The sequence below is a fragment of the Paenibacillus sp. PastM-3 genome (genome assembly GCF_029893965.1).
Taxonomy (GTDB): domain Bacteria; phylum Bacillota; class Bacilli; order Paenibacillales; family Paenibacillaceae; genus Paenibacillus_AQ.
In genome coordinates, this window is sequence record NZ_JARXXP010000005.1 from 249,223 (window position 1) to 265,048 (window position 15,826).

Genomic DNA, 15,826 nt, shown 5'->3' on the forward strand with positions numbered 1-15,826 from the left:
CTTCACTCATCCCCGTCACTGAACAGCTCCCGTAACACCGCCTTGCGGTTCTCCAGAAATTGTCTTGTAATAATGTAATGCAGTGTGTCTTCGTACCGGATCTCTGAGGCAGGCTGGCTGTCAAAGTTAAGAATCTGCGCATCCGGGTAGCCAAGCAGAATCGGTGAATGGGTGGCAATGATAAATTGCGCTTCCTTGTCCAGATCCTTGATGATACGCATCAGTGAGAGCTGGCGGGCGGGTGAGAGTGCAGCCTCGGGCTCGTCCAGCAGGTAGAGTGCTTTTTTACCGAAACGGTTGTTGAACAGGGACAAAAAAGCTTCCCCATGGGACTGTTTGTGCAACGACTGCCCCCCGTAATACCGCAGGCTCTCAGGCATCGTATCCAGATGGGAGGCAAAATGGTAAAAGGTCTCGGCCCGCAGAAAAAATCCGTTTGTAATCTTCGGCAGCCACGACAGCCGGATATGATCACCCAGAGCGGAATGCGCAGCATCTACCTCATAGGTATTGTTCCGTCCGCCGCCTGCCGTATTGAACCCGCATTGATAAGCAATCGCCTCCAGCAGGGTGGATTTGCCCGACCCGTTTTCTCCCACAAGGAACGTAACATTGGTCTTGAACTCAACGGTGTGCAGCTGCTTCAGCGCCGGTATAGAAAATGGGTACCGCCCCGGATCAGGGACATTTTGGAGCAGCAGCTCCAGTCTTCGCAGGAACATGATATCATCTCCAGCCTCTTTTGTTAGTCGTGAATGCTGAACGCTCAGTCCGCTCCAGTTGCTTCATAAAACAGCCCATCCTGCTCCTTAACCAGCACGCCATCCTTAATAAGACGCATGGACTCAATATCCTTACTGGCCGGATAGCTCATCAGTGCCTGAGTTACAGCTTCCCGGTTCTGCTTGTTGCCGACCTGATACACAATAATGGAATCGTCTTCCTTCTGTAAAATCAGATCATATGTCCGGAACCCGGCCGTTTCAGCTTTACTAAGCACCGGTTGCTCGGTCATTGTCTGCAGATCCATCCAGGACATCACCGAACGGTGAATGCCTGATCCGTAAGAATAGGCATACACAAGATCCCCGGCTCCGTCACCATTCACATCATATGGTACAACGCTCGTTACCCCGCAACCGCCAAAGCCGATACCTAGCACCGCAGCTTGACCGTCTGCTACCACGTAGGTCTCCAGACTGCTGCTATCCTTAAACAGCTGATGCCCCGTCTCCTCCCATACCTCAGCCGGAGTAATTTCAGCCAGTTGGCCTGCAAGGCTGCTGCTTCTCTGACCCAGCTTCTCCAGAATCATGATCTGCGCTTCCTGTGCTGACAGCTTAGCGGGCTTTGCATCTGTTGTACAAGCAGTGAGCAATAGGCCGGCTGCCAAAATGCCTACCGCTAATCCTGCGACAGATTTTAGCCTCATCATACTCTCACCTTCCTGATGTCTTTATTGAACCAGTGAACATACCCGCAGCGGTGGCAGGTCAGGATATTAGCCGAACGGTTGGCGAAATCCAGATTCAAAAAGCTTAACAAAGCCGTGTTCAGCTGGGCAAAGCCATGGTCAAACCGGTCATGCCGGCAATGAACGCAGATGACACGCAGGCCGTTCACCTCATAAGGTGCCGGACCCCGCAGCTCCTTGATATTTTTGGAAAATATTTTAAAAAACCTTCTAGCGCCGTTTGCCACTATGCAGTCCTCCTGTCAGTACGCTTTTGTGTTTATACGCCTCCTAAATTTGGAAGTTTCGCCAAAGTCCAGTTCAGCGGCTGCATAGTTGCTTACTAGTGTATTGCAATAGAAGTGGTAACCCTTTATTCTAAAGCTTATTGTTTATCATGCGGGGAGGCTTTTTATTTGAATACGATTCCATATTATATTGTAGATGTTTTTGGCGAAAAGAGATATGCCGGCAATCAGCTGGCCGTATTCCGCAACACTGCTGATCTGCCGCAGGAGCTGCTGCAGACGATCGCGAAGGAGATCCATTTTGCTGAAACCACGTTTATTGAGTCAGACGAGCGGGTTAACGGCGGCTATAATGTGCGGATTTTTACACCGGATACTGAAGTTCCGTTTGCAGGGCATCCGACCCTCGGGACAGCGTACATTATTCAGCGGGAGATTGAACGGGGGCTTGAACAGGATACGGGCGGCACCATTACTCTTAATCTCGGCGTCGGGCAAATTCCCGTTACTGCGGCTGGCCAGCATGAGCTGTGGATGAAGCAGAAACCTCCGCAATTCGGGCGGACGGTTGACCCGGCTGTGATTGCAGAAATACTGGGCATTGACGCCGGAGAGCTTGAGCCGGATTTTCCTGTACAGGAGGTATCCACCGGTCTTGCTTCGATTATTGTGCCGCTTCGCTCCCTGGAGGCTGTACATGCTTGCCGGATTAACCATGCAGCCTTTGAGGCTTTTCTGGCAAAAGCGTTCCGCGCGAACATCCTTGTCTTCTGCAAAGAGACGGTTCAGGCGGATCATGATCTTCATGTTCGTGTGTTCTGTGAGGATTCCGGATTTCCTGAGGACGCGGCTACAGGAAGTGCGAACGGGAACCTGGCGGGCTATTTACTGAAGTATAATTATCTGGGCAGCAGTGAGCTCCAGTACCGTGTTGAACAGGGATACAAGATCGGCAGACCTTCTCTGATTCAAGTCAAGGCTTCATTAAAAGACAGCTCGTATGATATTAACGTCGGAGGACAGGTGCATCCGGTTGCTCGGGGAGAATGGCTCATAGACTAAAGGAACAGCCGCAAAGATTCCTGTACAGGAGTTCTTGCGGCTGTTTTTCTTTTATCTGAGCAAGGGTTTGTTATAGCCCTTATCCTCATAAGGCTGCAGCTTGTCGAGCCAGTGCTTCAGCATCTGCTTGCATTCCCATTTGATATCGGTAATTTCATCCGCCTCTTTCTGCTCCAGCACCTCATAGGTAAAGCTGTCCGCACCAAGCTCCCTCCAGTCCTTCTGCAGGCCTGCATTGGCGAACCGTCCCATATCCAGCTGCATCTGCAGGGTGAACCATTTGTTCTTGAGGTTGGAAAAGGTGTCTACATAGATTTTGCCGTTAACCTTATTGGTGATCTGGATGGCCCCCATGTAGGTCTTGATCTGTTTGAATTCTTCCTGCAGCTCCTTGCGCTTGCTTTTGTCCACTTCTATTTCCCCCTTCATTGCTTAGCCTTGAGCCTATGCTTAATAGCCCATTTCCTTCAGCACCCGTGCCAGAACACTAAGCCGCTCGCCGATCATTTCGCCGTCCTCGCCAAGTGCCTGGGCAAACAGCTTGATATCATTGCCGATCATCGGATTGTCGGTGCAGACCGATACATTCATGGCATCCCCCTGCAGTCCGATGCGGTCGATCTGCGGGTTCTCGGGATCATACATATCGGGCAGCCGGTAGGCATCCTGAAAATATAGGCTGCTTCTGCAGATCAGGATCGCCAGATCCAGCACCCGGTGCATCGGCAGCTCCTCTGACTGTCTGGACCACTTCTCTCCCGTATGTCTCCACACTTTGGCTGAAATGTCGACCTTGCCCCGGTCATTCCATTGGGCCAGACCCAGGGACAGGCCCTGGGCGTCCGTATTACCGGCATACCGGCCGTCTACCTGCTCATAATTTTCGGATACGATCACGGGTTTATGTTTGAGGGTTGTAGGTATTTTCATGTTTGCACGCTCCAGTTTTAGAATATTTAGTTTGTCATTCGACTGAAATTTCGATTTAGTGTTTTAGTAATTGTGTTTTGGTGTTTTGGTGTTTTGGTGTTTTTAATGATGATTTACTAATTTACTAATTTACTAAATTACTAAAACCAAATTCATAATACCTCCTCAATTCAGCATCTGTCAATCACCATACAAAAAAAGGAATGCCCGCAGACTGCGTCTGTCGAACATTCCTTAGTTAGGGGATACCTCTTAATCCGGCTGTTTGACCTCACCGGCTGAAATCAAAGGCATTTATGCCCTTCATTTCGCTCATTTCTCTCATTCGCCTATAAAGGGAGAGCGTTAATCCAGCGCTGCAGCTCCTGACCGATCAGCTGCGGGTTCTCCTCAGTCAGATGGTGGAAGCCCTTCCCTATCGGACATAGGGTGAGATTACTCAAATGCTCCCGGCACCAGTTCAACTGCGGTTCGCGGATTGTACAGCCCGGCTCGGCATAAAAGAGCAGCTTGGGCACATCAGAACCGGTGAACCAGCGGTTACGGCTCTCAACCGCCTGTACTACCTCCGGGGGCTGCCCGGCTACTGGAATCTGGTTAGGAAATACCCACATCGGACGCCGCTGCTCCGGGTTGCGGAATGGCTCACGGTAATGTTCATGCTCCTCAGCACTCAGCTGCCGGTTAATAATGATGTTTGGCATGCCCTCGACGAACACGCTGTTGTCACGCATAAACGGCCAGCCCTGCACGGGGTCACGCAGCAGCTGGAACAGCTCAGCCGACTCTGCCGGCGTGAATTCCTCCCAGGATGGCGTCGGATATAAAGCCTGCGGCTCAAGCATCGCCACTGCCCTGACATTACCTGGATTTGCTGCCGCATATTCCAGCCCCACCGCCATCCCCCAGTCATGGCCGACGAGCACCGGATTAATCAGCCCCAGCTGCTCAACGAATGAGCTGATATATTCCGCATGCTCCGCCAGCGTACAGCCATGCTCCAGCTTGTCCGATTTGCCCATCCCCGGCAGATCAACCGCAATACAGCGCACATAGGGCATCAGATATGGAATGATATTGCGGTACATATAACTCCAAGTGGGATTGCCATGCAGCATAAGCACAGGCGGACCCTCGCCCTCATCCACATAATGCAGGCGCAGCCCGTTCACCGCAAGATAACGGGAAGCGTATGGAAAATCCGTGTGTACCGGAAGAGATTCAGGCTGACTCATATCCATGGCATAGACAGCTCCTTTTCCATAATCAGGTTTTGTACATCAATTGCACTTAGTATAGCAAAAAAGACAATCCTCCACTCATGAAGGATTGTCTGCCGCTAATCAATTAGTTACGTGCGGCGCATATAAGCGCGGACGGTGATCGGTGCAAAGACCGCCACAATAACTGCAGCACCAATCAGGGAATATACAAGGTCGGAGCCTGCTGTGCCTGCATTGGTCAAATTACGGACTGCGGTGACAAGATGGGAGATCGGATTGATTGCAACAAACCACTGCAGCCAGTCAGGCATAGTATCAGCAGGTACAAAAGCGTTGGACATGAAGGTAAGCGGGAACAGCACGATCATCGAAATCCCCTGTACGCTGGAAGCTGTACGCGCAATGACACCGAAGAAGGCAAAAATCCAGCTGATCGCCCAGGAGCATCCGATCACCAGCAATGCAGCAAGGACTACAGAGCCCAGGCCGCCTTCCGGACGGTAACCCATCAGGTACCCCATTGTAAAGGTCAGTACAGTAGCAATCGTATAGCGGACGGTATCAGCCAGGAGCGCACCGGCAAGCGGGGCGATACGGGAAATCGGCAGTGACTTGAAACGGTCAAATACCCCTTTTTCCATATCCTCACGCAGCTGTACGCCGGTTACAATTGAGGTGGTAATCACCGTCTGCACCAGAATCCCCGGGATAATGACCGGCAGATAGCTGACCACATCCCCCGAGATCGCCCCGCCGAAGATATAGGTGAACATCAGAGTGAAAATAATCGGCTGCAGGGTAACATCGAACAGCTGCTCAGGCGTGCGTTTGATTTTGAGCAGCCCCCGGTAAGCCATAGTCAGGGAGTTGCGGACCGACTGGCCGAGGCTAGAACGATTTTTTAATTGGCGTTCTACGCCAGGTTTAATGAATGTACTCATAATGCTGCCCCTCCGTTTTAGCTGTTTTATTTGCCGCCTGTGCAGCATGATCCTCTACCCCGCGGCCGGTCAGTGACAAGAACACTTCGTCAAGGGTCGGCTTCTGCACGCTCATCTCCGACAAGGGAACCCCTGCTTCACGAAGAGCAATGAGCAGATCGGTTACGGCATCTGCATTACCCATCGGAGCTGTAATGCTTGCCGCTTCCGCTGAAATGGCAGTCTGTACGCGGAGCACACGCTCCACCGTCTGCCGGGCCAGCTGGATCTGCTGCGAATTCTGGACTCTGAGATGCAGCGACGAGCTGCCGATCGAGGATTTCAGATTATCGACGGTGCCCTCAGCAACGACCCGGCCATGATCGATTACGGCAATCCGGTCGGCCAGCTGATCCGCTTCCTCCAGATACTGTGTGGTAAGAAGTACCGTGGACCCTGAACCTACCAGACGGCGGATCGTATCCCACATCTGGTTGCGTGTCCGCGGGTCAAGCCCGGTGGTCGGCTCATCCAGAAAAATCAGCGGCGGCTGAGCAATCAGGCTTGCCGCCAGATCCAGACGGCGGCGCATCCCGCCGGAGAAATTCTTCAGCGGCCGTCTGGCTGCTTCACTCAGCCCGAATTCCTCCAGCAGGTCTGCTGCCTTACGTTTGGCTTCGGCCCGACCCAGTCCAAGCAGACGCGAGAAAATCACCAGGTTCTCGGTAGCGCTGAGCGATTCGTCCACTGATGCATATTGGCCGGTCACCCCGATTAGCTGCCGCACGATCTGCGGCTCCTTTACTACATCATGCCCGAAGATTCTGGCTGAGCCGCCGTCCGGTCTGAGCAGCGTTGCCAGCATGCGGATTGCGGTTGTTTTTCCCGCCCCGTTCGGCCCGAGCACGCCATAAATGAATCCGGTGGGTACCTGCAGATCGACTCCATTTACAGCTCGGTTATCCCCGAATATTTTGACCAGTCCCTGCGCTTCAATTGCCAATCCGCCCTGCTGCCGGGCTTTGTTCATTTGTTGACTCATTTACTTCTCCTCCTGTACTGCTAATATATATGGATCTTAAATCCCTTATTTAAACTGAATGTAAACGTGTATGTATCCTTTCAGAACTTTCGCTGCTGCCTCATTATACTCCCGCTCTCCGGCCCTGCTTAACAGTCTGCAAAACCATTTATATCTCCGCCTTGGGATGTAGTGACACCACGTGGATTATTGAATATACTAAATACGTAACTAGTTACCTTTATAGGTGGGGGATAAGCTAAATGGATGAGAACGAGCAGCAAGCACAACAAGCACAACAAGCACAACAAGCACAACAAGCACAACAAGCACAACAAGCATACATTCTGGGGACTTTACTCATGCTTGCCAACCGGATTCAGGCACTCGGTGATAAACTCGATGCGCAAATCACGACGAAGCAGTGGCTGCTGATCGCTGTTATTTTGAAGAGCGGCACTATCGCCCCTGCCTTGACCGATCTCGCTGCGATGACCGGAAGCTCCAGGCAAAATGTGAAGAAGATGGCGCTAATACTGGAGAAGCAAGGACTTGTGGAACTCGCTAAGGATGCACAGGATTCAAGGATTGTCCGTGTGCGGCTGACTGAGGGCTGCATGGATTATTTTGCAGGAAGAAGTAAGAAAGAGGAGAAGTTCATGGCAGATTTATTCAATGGCTTCGACGGGGAATTGACGGGCGGATTGTTCCGCGGATTAGCCGGACTGAGCAGGAATATCATCCTGATGGAAGCCGGTTCGCCAGCTGATGAAAAGGAGTAGAATAATCATGATTGTGCTGACCGTTACTATAGCCTGTTTCGTAGCTGCTATCCTTGTCTTTTGGCAGATTCCATATTCCGCAACGAAGGCTGAGTTTCAGAAGCTGGCCTCAGGCCTCACGACCGGTGAACCGGCTGCAGCTGCTGTATTTACCTCAGAGAATTGGACGCCGCTCCCGCCTCCGGTCCGGAGGTATTTCGAAACGGCCGGATTTACCGGCTACCCGAAGATGACCGCAATGCAGGCTGAATTCCGCAAGGTTAAGTTTAGCCTGGGTCCCGGCAAATCTGTTATTAACATCGGATACAAGCAGGTTAATTCCGTAGCACATACAGCCAGAGCCGTTTTTATCGATGCGAAGCTGTACGGTATACCTTTTCAGGGGCTTGACACCTATGTAGAAGGTACAGGGGGAATGAAGGGTGTTCTGGGCAAGGCGTTCACGCTCTTTGATCAACGGGGTACAGAAATGGACCAGGCCTGTCTGGTCACCTTTCTCTCGGAAGCTTTACTGCTGCCAAGTGCTGCACTCCAGAGCTATATCTCCTGGAAGCCTATTGATGACCTGCACGCTGAAGCTACGATTTCCCGTTACGGCAGCACAGCCAGCGGCATCTTCAGCTTCCGCGAGAACGGCGAGTGCAAATCTTTCACTACAAATGACCGCACTGCTGTCGGCATGGACGGCTCCAGGCAGAAAATACGCTGGACGGCATACATGGATAACTACAGAATCATTAACGGGCTCCGCCAGCCCACCCGGCTCAGAGCGGTATGGCATTATGATGAGGGTGATCTCGTCTATTTTGACAGTGATAATCTCCGCCTGAAATACCGTTAAGCCCTGACCCCGGCAGTCTATACGTAATCCTTCACCTTGCACAGCCACACCATATGCGGATTGCCGGGACCCCAGTAGTCCTGGGCGATTACATAAGGCTCGCCGAACTTCTTCAGCCATCTCTGCTGTGCGCGTTTATAACCACTGTCCAGACAGAACTGCTCAATTCCCTGTCCGTCCAGCCACTCAGCCATACTGCGGATCAGCGCTGAGCCGATTCCCCGGTTCTGAAGCTGCGGAAGTACGTATAAGCTGCCCAGCTCACCTACATCGTTCAGCCGGCCGCCGGTGCATATCCGCACTTCTTCACCGCAGGGCCCGAAGGAGATCGTACCTGCTGCTTCGCCGTTCAGCCTGGCCAGCAGCAGAACAGTGTCCGGATTGGCACGGGAAAGTGCAGCCTGGAGCAGATGATTTTTACCGTCAATCTCCTGGAAAATATCCTCCCGCAGATCCCCCAGCCCCTCCTGTTCAAAGGCATCCGTAATCGAAATCTCAAAAATCCGCGCTGCCGCGCCCCTGTCCCCGGCTGTTAGCTTGCTTATGGTCAGCTCATTATTCATTCTTTTCCACACCTCAGATACAGATTAAGCATGTGCTTAAGCCTAGTGTACACAAATTCTCCCGGATTGTCGCCGGATTCTGCGTACAGCCAGTCTTACCTTTCGCCGTTCAGAGCAACCAGCTCATCCCAGACCGGAGTTGCCACCCCTGCCTGCTGCTTCAGCCGCTCAAAAGCGCTGTTCAGCGCCGTAAGCTCATGCACTGAGCCATCGATCATCCGGGCGACGGGGAGCCTGTGATACAGCTTCAGGAACAAATACATAAGCCTGCCGTAGGAACGGACTGTCCTAACCTTTCGGGACTACTGATGCTGCCCGGCAAACAGCTTGTCTGAGAATTAAGTCCGCATGCTGCAATAATGTACTATAACCCGCCCCGGTTCCGGTGTACGATTCATGTTGACTGTTGACTACACATCAGGAGGTCCTCATGAATCTAGCCGCTTTTCTTGTATATTGCATTGTCGTCACCTTTACTCCGGGACCGACCAATATTGTCATCCTTTCCACTGTCCAGCACAACAGCCTGAAGCAGGCCATGAAGTATGTATGGGGCGCAACGCTGGCCTTCGGCCTGCTGCTGGCCGCTTCTGCCCTGCTGAACCGGATGCTGGCCGGCGTGCTGCCCGGTGTTCTCACCGTTATGCAGGTCATTGGCAGCCTGTATATGCTGTATCTGGCCGTTCAGATTTACCGGATGAACACAGCGGAAGCGCAGCATCACAATACGTCCGGCTTTGCCTCCGGCCTGCTGATGCAGTTTATCAATCCCAAGGTGATCCTGTTTACGCTAACTGTAATCCCAGGCTATGTCCTGCCTTATTACAGCTCTCCGCTTATTCTCACCGTGTTCGTCATAGTCATAACTGTTATCGGGTTTCTGGCGTTTATGGCCTGGCTGGTATTTGGAACGGTGTTCAGAGCCTTTCTGCAGGCTCACCGGCGGACGGCAAACACGGTTATGGCACTGTTTATGATATACTCGGCTGTAATGGTTTCGGGAATTTTTTAGAGGAGGGAGGCGGAGGCTGTGGAGCAGTTTATTTACAAAAAATCAGACGATGTTCTGGCCCTTTCCGCAAGCATGAGCGACTTTACGTACAAAAAACATTGCCACGAGGAATATGCGGTCGGTGTTACCCTGCGCGGCATCCAGCAGTATCAGCTCAGCGGAAGCTTCCAGTCCTCACACCGGGGCGGCGTCATGCTGTTTAACCGGGAGGAGTATCATGACGGCAGCTCCTATGACCGGGACGGGATTGACTATATCATGCTCTATCTCCGGCCGGAGCTCGTGTCTGAGGCGCTTGGCGGCAGGGAGCTGCGCTTTGATGCTCCGATTGTGTATGACCGCGGGCTGGCCCGGCAGATTTGCGCCCTATCCGGTGCGGTCCAGTCCGGCCGGGAGGATGCTTTATCCGGCGAGCTGCTGCTGTCGTTGATTGAACGCCTTGCCCGGACAGCTGACGATACAGCCGCAAGCCGAACGGGAACGGATAACCGGTTTATCGATCGGGCAAAAGAAAGGATGCTGGGCAGCCTTGGCGATGTGCTCAAGCTGGATGAGCTGTGCCTGGAATTCGGCATGTCGAAGTTCCAGTTCATCCGCGGTTTCAAGCAGCATGCCGGCATCTCCCCCTATCAGTTTTTTTTGAATTGCAAAATCGAACACGCCAGACGCTCCATCGAACGCACCAAAGATATTTATGCGGCAGTGGCAGAATACGGCTTCTTTGACCTGACCCATCTGAACCGTCATTTCAAAAGCATGTTCGGCATCACAGCCTATGAATATATGTCTCAGCTGAATTAAGACAAACAGAAGCTCCCCGGGAACACTGCTTCCCCGCAGGAGCTTATGCTTTTTACATTTCGTTGTTCTTTTTAACCGGAATCCATATTTCACTCCGGTATGCCGGAGAAGCCGTATCCTTAGTTTCATTCCACAGGATCTCCGGCCCTTCCACCAGCTCATAATGCGAGGATGGGAACCATTCCGAGTAGATTCTGCCCCACACATTCTGCAGCGTCTCCGGAAACGGACCCACCGCTTCAAATACTGCCCAGGTTCCTGCAGCTACCTCCAGCTGTGCAAAGGTATCCGGACATTCTAGCGTCGTAGCCACCCCGATATAGTGGTCCAGCTCCCCTTTTTCCTCCATCCGCCCTTCAGAAAAGTTAACCGAGGCACTGATCATCCCCTGAGGGTTCATGTTGGAAAGGGCCTTGAGCCCGCTGATCAGCTCCATATTCAGGCTCTGCCACATGGCGGCAATCTCCGGGTTCACCCCTTCGAACACAATCGGAACCCTTTTGTGCAGACCAGCTATACGGAATGCTTCCTTTTCTTCAATCCGGTAATTCATTTCATTTCCTCCTCTGACCGTTAATTGGAACGTCATCCGGGGAAAGGCCTTCAGCGGCTGTCCGTTTAGTCTGGCTTCTGAAGGGGTCACGCCGTGGAACAGCTGAAATGCCTTGGTGAATGCATCGGGCGAGCTGTACCCGTAGGTTACGGCTATGTCAATAACGCGGAGCGGACTGTGCTGCAGATCGAATGCAGCTAAAGTAAGCCGTCTGCGGCGCACATATTCAGAGAGCGGAATGCCAGCCAAAAAAGAAAACATCCGTTTAAAATGGTACTCCGAGCACATTGCCAGCCTTGCTGCTTCCCTGTAATTGATTTCGCCCGCCAGCTGCTCCTCAATGTAGCTTAGCGCTTTGTTCATATCCTCCAGAGAATTCATACGCCAGCCTCCTTTCCCTGACTCCAGAGTAACAAAAAGCTTCCGCTGCGCTCCGACAGTTCGTGCACAGAATTGACGGATTCACAGCTCCTGTCATTGGGACATTTCGGGTTCCTGCAGGGAAATAGTGTTCAGAATATCAATGAACTGCTGCTTGCTCTTGGGGTCTTTATCCAGATTCGTAAAATCGAGAATATAGATCACTTTATCCTGAATCGAAACAACTCCGTAATATGTATTATGAGTTCCGGTTATGCCGGACGCAGCTGTGCCGTTATCGGCATCAAGGGTAATTAACCGGCAGTCTCCGGCTGGAAGCTGGATCGTTTCATCGTTAATTACCGAGCTGTGATTAGGCAGCGCATGCTTAAATTCATAGTTGGCCTCATAGGGACTTGAAGAAATTCTTCCTGCAGCCTCTCCCCGCTCATTTATCATCAGGTAATTTAGCTTGTCCCCTTTATCAAGCTCCCACCCGGAAGGCAGCTCAATAATAAGTGAAGACAAGTCATAGGCAGGAAGGTCCGCTACTGCAGCAGTTTCCTGGCTGTTGGCCTGGACATCTTCATTTGTTCCGCTGATAAAACAGCCGGTAAGGGTAAACAGCAAAAAAACGGTTACAATGATTATTTTACTCACGCTTGGCATTACGCACTCATCCTCCACGGCTTGTTCTAATGTTCCTGATCATGTTATGTTCCCAAGCATTATAACGGATCATGTAAAATTATTATCCCATAAGAATTACTGCAGCGCAGCGGTAAATAGCGAAGATTACCAAACAATTGCTCACCAGCCCGGGACGGACAACTTTCAGTTGCAAACAAATTAGATATATATATAATTAGATTATGTTCGAATATCGTAAATTGGAGGGAACAGACAATGAAAAGTAAACTGGATAATTTCCTGGACGCCGACCGGAAGCTGCGCAGCTGGCCGGCCAAACGCACCAATCAAAGAATTGTCGTCGAGTATTTGAGCACGAATTTTTCGGAGAATGTGGAGTATACAGAAGCTGAAGTCAACGAGATCATAAAGGACAACCATACCTTCAACGACCACTGCTTCCTGAGAAGAGAGCTGGTGGAAAACCGGCTGCTGGGAAGAACCGGCGACGGGAGCAGGTATTGGAAGATTCCGCTGCCGGCAGACCATACCCCGATGGATTAGGCTTGCGCTTATCCTGCCACTACCGCTTTCCTGCAAGACAAACCAGCCCCGCACATCGCATCCTTTACGGTGCTGCATGGGGCTGGTTTATAAATCATTATTCTGCTTCGCGACTGCGGCCGAGCAATCCGCCGAGCGCCTCGGTCACGTCCATGCCGGTTAGGGAGCGGGTCAGCTCAGGAACCTGGGCCATCATTTTGGCAATGTCGCCGGTAATTTTATTCACGCCGGCTGAGGCACTATCCTGGGAAATGACGGTAATCTTATCCACCTTCGCCAGCGGGGAAGCGATTCGCTCAGCCAGCTCAGGCAGAACCTTCAGGAATTCCACCGTAAGCGCAGCCTGTGTGAACTGCTTATAGGCCTCTGCTTTTTTCTCAAGCGCCCCTGCCTCCGCCGCTCCGGCCAGCTGCACGATTTCCGCATTGGCCTTCCCCTTGGCCAGCTCCGCTTCTGCCGTTGCCAGCCCGCGTTTGGTCGTCATGGCGGCTTCAGCCTCCGCTTCAAGAATCTGCCGCTGCTTGGCTGCTTCCGCTCTCATAATGACAGCCTGGTTCTCAGCTTCAGCAGGCTTGATTACGGTTGCCTCAAGCTCCTTCTGTCTCAGTCCAACTTCAATTTCACGGACGGTGCGGTTGGCTTCTGCTTCCATTTGCGTGATCTTGACCTGTTCTGTAACGAGTGACTGCCTGATTTTGTTCTGCTGCAATTCGTAGGCGAGGTCCGCCTGTGCTTTTTTCACTTCTGTTTCCAGCTTGAAATCCGCCTGCTTAATGTTCAGCTCCTTTTCAAACAGGGATTCCTTGGCACGGGCGGCTGTTTCAGCTTCAATGGTAGCCTGGTGCGCATTGGCTTTGGCGATAGAGGATTCCTTCTCGGCTTCGGCCTGCTTGATCTGGATGTCGCGCTCTGCCTCCGCTTTGGCAATGCTGGCATCACGGCGGATGCGTTCGATTTCCGGCACACCCATATTGTCGATATATCCTTTATCATCGGTAATTTTTTTAATGGTGAAGCTGACCACTTCAAGCCCCATTTTATCAAGATCCTCGGAGCAGGTCTCCCGCATCTTGCTGTTGATTTCATCCGGTGTCTTGAGAATGGACTCTACACTCAGCTGACCGATCAATCCGCGCAGATGGCCCTCCACCGAATGTAGAATTATAGTCTCACGGTCTTCTTCAGGCCGGTCAATAAACTGCTCGCTGGCAGTCAGAATGGCGGTGGGGTCGCTTTTGATCTTGATCTGGGCCACGGCCTCCAGATTAAGCTTGATGCCCTGCCGGGAGAACATCGCCTGTGCCGGAATGACATCAAAGCTCATCAGCATCATGGAGATGGTCTTATTATTCTGGAAGCCGGGAATGACGAACGTCCCTCCGCCCTGCACCACTCTTTTGCCGCCGAGGCCGTACACAATCATCGCCTGGTTGGGCGGGACCTTCTTATACGCGTTAACGATACTGAACACAGCCAGCAGGATCACTGCCACAATTCCCGCGGTTAAATAGAGAATAACCATCTGCTCCGACACTCCCCGATTTTATAATTGTCCGGTTTCCCTTTCAAAAAGAGTTACCTCCGCCATCCCTTTATCCACCTTCAAAATAATCACCCTGTCGCCCTTTGCAAGCTGTTGGCCTGTCTCGGCCCGTACACCAATAGAACGCATAGTCCCGTGCAGCACATATTTCATCTCCCCGGTTGTTCCATCCTCTGCGGCAATACTGATATACCCGAGCTGTCCCGCCAATTCATAATCCGATTCATTCATGCTGCTGTCATACCGGGTCATCATCCGGACCAGCACAACATACAGCAGACAGCCGGGCAGCAAGGCGATTACGGTGCAGATCAGTATTGCCGACGGCAGGGTCAACCCGCTGAACCGGACGAGCACATAACCCGTGCCGCCCCAGACTGTGACGAACACGATCAGCGGCAGCAGGGGCACAAAACCGTGGCCTCCGGTACCTCCGGCTCCCGCATGCAAGTGGCCAGCCAGCCCGTGACCATGAAATCCGCCACTGAGGATAATCACCAGCCCCGCCCAGAAACACACAATAAATACACTAATGATGTTAATCCCCCCTTTCTTACAGGCGAGAAGTCTATACTACCTATTTAACGTTGTTATAAGAATAACACTTCTTATCCGGACTTCTTATCTGCCTTTATGCGCAGCAAAAAGACCACAGAAGGGCAGGGCTTCCGTGGTCGGTTAATTGATCATGGCGCTCATCCTCTCTCTTCGAGGCTTACGGGGTTAGCTGACGGATTCGGGCAGTGAGATAGCCCTACCCTGCCCGGTTAATGTTCAACCCGCAGCAAGGATTCACCCCGGGTGAGCAGCATCAGAACATACCGCATTCACCGTTGGTTCCCCCGTTCCCTTAACCGGAATTCAGCCGTTTGAGAACAGTTATATTAGATTCAGTTGCTGATTGAATCTTACGCCTGCGGCTATATATTGTAAAATATCACGGATGGCAAAAGAAGCCAAAGAATGCCATCCCCCATTGAATGAAGGCGTATTCTTAGGCTCCGCTCTTAAGCAGCCGGCGATTTGCTCCTTGTTGCTCCGTATTTCAGGAGGCCGGATTTTCCGGCTTAACTCCGGTGCAGTAAAAATATAGTATCGTGCCAAACTGTCATTATTATTACATTGCATTATTGAAGCAATTTCGATTGCATGGTTACAACTGTGAACCAAATCAAAGATATGATGCTGTATGATGGTATTACGTGTACTTCTTCTAATGGGATCTCTTGAATTCTCCCCCACTTAGCTAACGCTTGAAGTGGCGGATTCTTGCGAACAGAAGAGTAACCTCTTCTTATTTAGCAAGCGATCCCTGCGTTC

The 15,826-nt window shown here is 51.7% G+C and carries 20 protein-coding genes and 1 riboswitch; of the genes, 6 read left to right on the plus strand and 14 right to left on the minus strand.

Annotation, left to right across the window (positions count from 1 at the left end; genetic code table 11):
- Positions 1 to 2: 2 nt before the first annotated feature.
- Genes M2108_RS11550 through M2108_RS11560 form a run of 3 tightly spaced genes read right to left on the minus strand, consistent with a single transcriptional unit; the run spans position 3 to position 1,701 of the window.
- Positions 3 to 722, minus strand: coding sequence for an AAA family ATPase (locus M2108_RS11550; protein ID WP_277469483.1), 720 nt, complete (start codon positions 720 to 722; stop codon positions 3 to 5).
- A gap of 44 nt (positions 723 to 766) precedes the next feature.
- Positions 767 to 1,435, minus strand: coding sequence for a hypothetical protein (locus tag M2108_RS11555; protein ID WP_277469484.1), 669 nt, complete (start codon positions 1,433 to 1,435; stop codon positions 767 to 769).
- Positions 1,432 to 1,701, minus strand: coding sequence for a hypothetical protein (locus M2108_RS11560; protein WP_277469485.1), 270 nt, complete (start codon positions 1,699 to 1,701; stop codon positions 1,432 to 1,434). The genes M2108_RS11555 and M2108_RS11560 overlap by 4 nt, the downstream gene beginning before the upstream one ends.
- Positions 1,702 to 1,869: 168 nt before the next feature.
- Between M2108_RS11560 and M2108_RS11565 the strand changes: the two genes are divergently transcribed.
- Positions 1,870 to 2,763 (plus strand): PhzF family phenazine biosynthesis protein, encoded by an 894-nt coding sequence (locus tag M2108_RS11565; protein WP_277469486.1) that lies wholly within the window; start codon positions 1,870 to 1,872, stop codon positions 2,761 to 2,763.
- Between the two features lie 51 nt (positions 2,764 to 2,814).
- Here the strand turns inward: M2108_RS11565 and M2108_RS11570 are convergent, their stop codons facing one another.
- The 5 genes from M2108_RS11570 to M2108_RS11590 form a co-directional block, all read right to left on the minus strand.
- A complete protein-coding gene (locus tag M2108_RS11570; protein ID WP_277469487.1) occupies positions 2,815 to 3,174 on the minus strand; it encodes a GIY-YIG nuclease family protein in 360 nt (119 codons plus the stop codon).
- A gap of 39 nt (positions 3,175 to 3,213) precedes the next feature.
- A complete protein-coding gene (locus tag M2108_RS11575) occupies positions 3,214 to 3,693 on the minus strand; it encodes a DUF6530 family protein (RefSeq protein ID WP_277469488.1) in 480 nt (159 codons plus the stop codon).
- A gap of 329 nt (positions 3,694 to 4,022) precedes the next feature.
- Positions 4,023 to 4,934 carry a haloalkane dehalogenase gene (locus M2108_RS11580; protein ID WP_277469489.1) on the minus strand — a complete coding sequence of 304 codons (912 nt, stop codon included), beginning with the start codon at positions 4,932 to 4,934 and terminating at the stop codon, positions 4,023 to 4,025.
- Between the two features lie 110 nt (positions 4,935 to 5,044).
- Positions 5,045 to 5,857 (minus strand): ABC transporter permease, encoded by an 813-nt coding sequence (locus M2108_RS11585; RefSeq protein WP_481856896.1) that lies wholly within the window; start codon positions 5,855 to 5,857, stop codon positions 5,045 to 5,047.
- On the minus strand, positions 5,841 to 6,878 hold the full coding sequence (locus tag M2108_RS11590; RefSeq protein WP_277469490.1) for an ATP-binding cassette domain-containing protein: 1,038 nt from the start codon (positions 6,876 to 6,878) through the stop codon (positions 5,841 to 5,843). Before M2108_RS11590 ends, M2108_RS11585 begins: the two co-directional genes overlap by 17 nt.
- A gap of 242 nt (positions 6,879 to 7,120) precedes the next feature.
- Here M2108_RS11590 and M2108_RS11595 point away from each other — a divergent pair, with 242 nt between their 5' ends.
- Both M2108_RS11595 and M2108_RS11600 read left to right on the plus strand, forming a co-directional pair.
- On the plus strand, positions 7,121 to 7,639 hold the full coding sequence (locus M2108_RS11595; protein WP_277469491.1) for a MarR family winged helix-turn-helix transcriptional regulator: 519 nt from the start codon (positions 7,121 to 7,123) through the stop codon (positions 7,637 to 7,639).
- A 7-nt stretch (positions 7,640 to 7,646) separates the two neighbouring features.
- Positions 7,647 to 8,480 carry a DUF6544 family protein gene (locus M2108_RS11600; RefSeq protein WP_277469492.1) on the plus strand — a complete coding sequence of 278 codons (834 nt, stop codon included), beginning with the start codon at positions 7,647 to 7,649 and terminating at the stop codon, positions 8,478 to 8,480.
- Between the two features lie 17 nt (positions 8,481 to 8,497).
- On the opposite strand, the gene M2108_RS11605 is transcribed toward M2108_RS11600, so the two are convergent.
- Together M2108_RS11605 and M2108_RS11610 are read right to left on the minus strand one after the other, a co-directional pair.
- Positions 8,498 to 9,043 carry a GNAT family N-acetyltransferase gene (locus tag M2108_RS11605; protein WP_277469493.1) on the minus strand — a complete coding sequence of 182 codons (546 nt, stop codon included), beginning with the start codon at positions 9,041 to 9,043 and terminating at the stop codon, positions 8,498 to 8,500.
- 95 nt (positions 9,044 to 9,138) lie between these two features.
- Positions 9,139 to 9,300, minus strand: coding sequence for a hypothetical protein (locus M2108_RS11610; RefSeq protein ID WP_280777021.1), 162 nt, complete (start codon positions 9,298 to 9,300; stop codon positions 9,139 to 9,141).
- Positions 9,301 to 9,473: 173 nt separating this feature from the next.
- Between M2108_RS11610 and M2108_RS11615 the strand changes: the two genes are divergently transcribed.
- A complete protein-coding gene (locus tag M2108_RS11615) occupies positions 9,474 to 10,055 on the plus strand; it encodes a LysE family translocator (RefSeq protein ID WP_277469495.1) in 582 nt (193 codons plus the stop codon).
- Between the two features lie 18 nt (positions 10,056 to 10,073).
- Entirely contained in the window at positions 10,074 to 10,856 is a 783-nt protein-coding gene (locus tag M2108_RS11620; RefSeq protein ID WP_277469496.1) for a helix-turn-helix transcriptional regulator, read from the plus strand.
- Positions 10,857 to 10,908: 52 nt separating this feature from the next.
- Here M2108_RS11620 and M2108_RS11625 read toward each other — a convergent pair whose 3' ends face one another.
- Both M2108_RS11625 and M2108_RS11630 read right to left on the minus strand, forming a co-directional pair.
- Positions 10,909 to 11,790 (minus strand): AraC family transcriptional regulator, encoded by an 882-nt coding sequence (locus M2108_RS11625; RefSeq protein ID WP_277469497.1) that lies wholly within the window; start codon positions 11,788 to 11,790, stop codon positions 10,909 to 10,911.
- 93 nt (positions 11,791 to 11,883) lie between these two features.
- Positions 11,884 to 12,438, minus strand: a complete 555-nt coding sequence (locus tag M2108_RS11630; RefSeq protein ID WP_277506178.1) for a hypothetical protein — start codon at positions 12,436 to 12,438, stop codon at positions 11,884 to 11,886.
- Between the two features lie 237 nt (positions 12,439 to 12,675).
- Between M2108_RS11630 and M2108_RS11635 the strand changes: the two genes are divergently transcribed.
- Positions 12,676 to 12,963 (plus strand): DUF2087 domain-containing protein, encoded by a 288-nt coding sequence (locus M2108_RS11635; RefSeq protein WP_277469499.1) that lies wholly within the window; start codon positions 12,676 to 12,678, stop codon positions 12,961 to 12,963.
- 97 nt (positions 12,964 to 13,060) lie between these two features.
- Here the strand turns inward: M2108_RS11635 and M2108_RS11640 are convergent, their stop codons facing one another.
- Positions 13,061 to 14,485, minus strand: a complete 1,425-nt coding sequence (locus M2108_RS11640) for a flotillin family protein (protein WP_280767981.1) — start codon at positions 14,483 to 14,485, stop codon at positions 13,061 to 13,063.
- Positions 14,486 to 14,506: 21 nt separating this feature from the next.
- Positions 14,507 to 15,049: an NfeD family membrane protein gene (locus tag M2108_RS11645; RefSeq protein WP_481856899.1), complete on the minus strand. Its 543-nt coding sequence runs from the start codon at positions 15,047 to 15,049 to the stop codon at positions 14,507 to 14,509.
- A 154-nt stretch (positions 15,050 to 15,203) separates the two neighbouring features.
- Positions 15,204 to 15,383, minus strand: a riboswitch (cyclic di-AMP (ydaO/yuaA leader).
- Between the last annotated feature and the right edge of the window lie 443 nt (positions 15,384 to 15,826).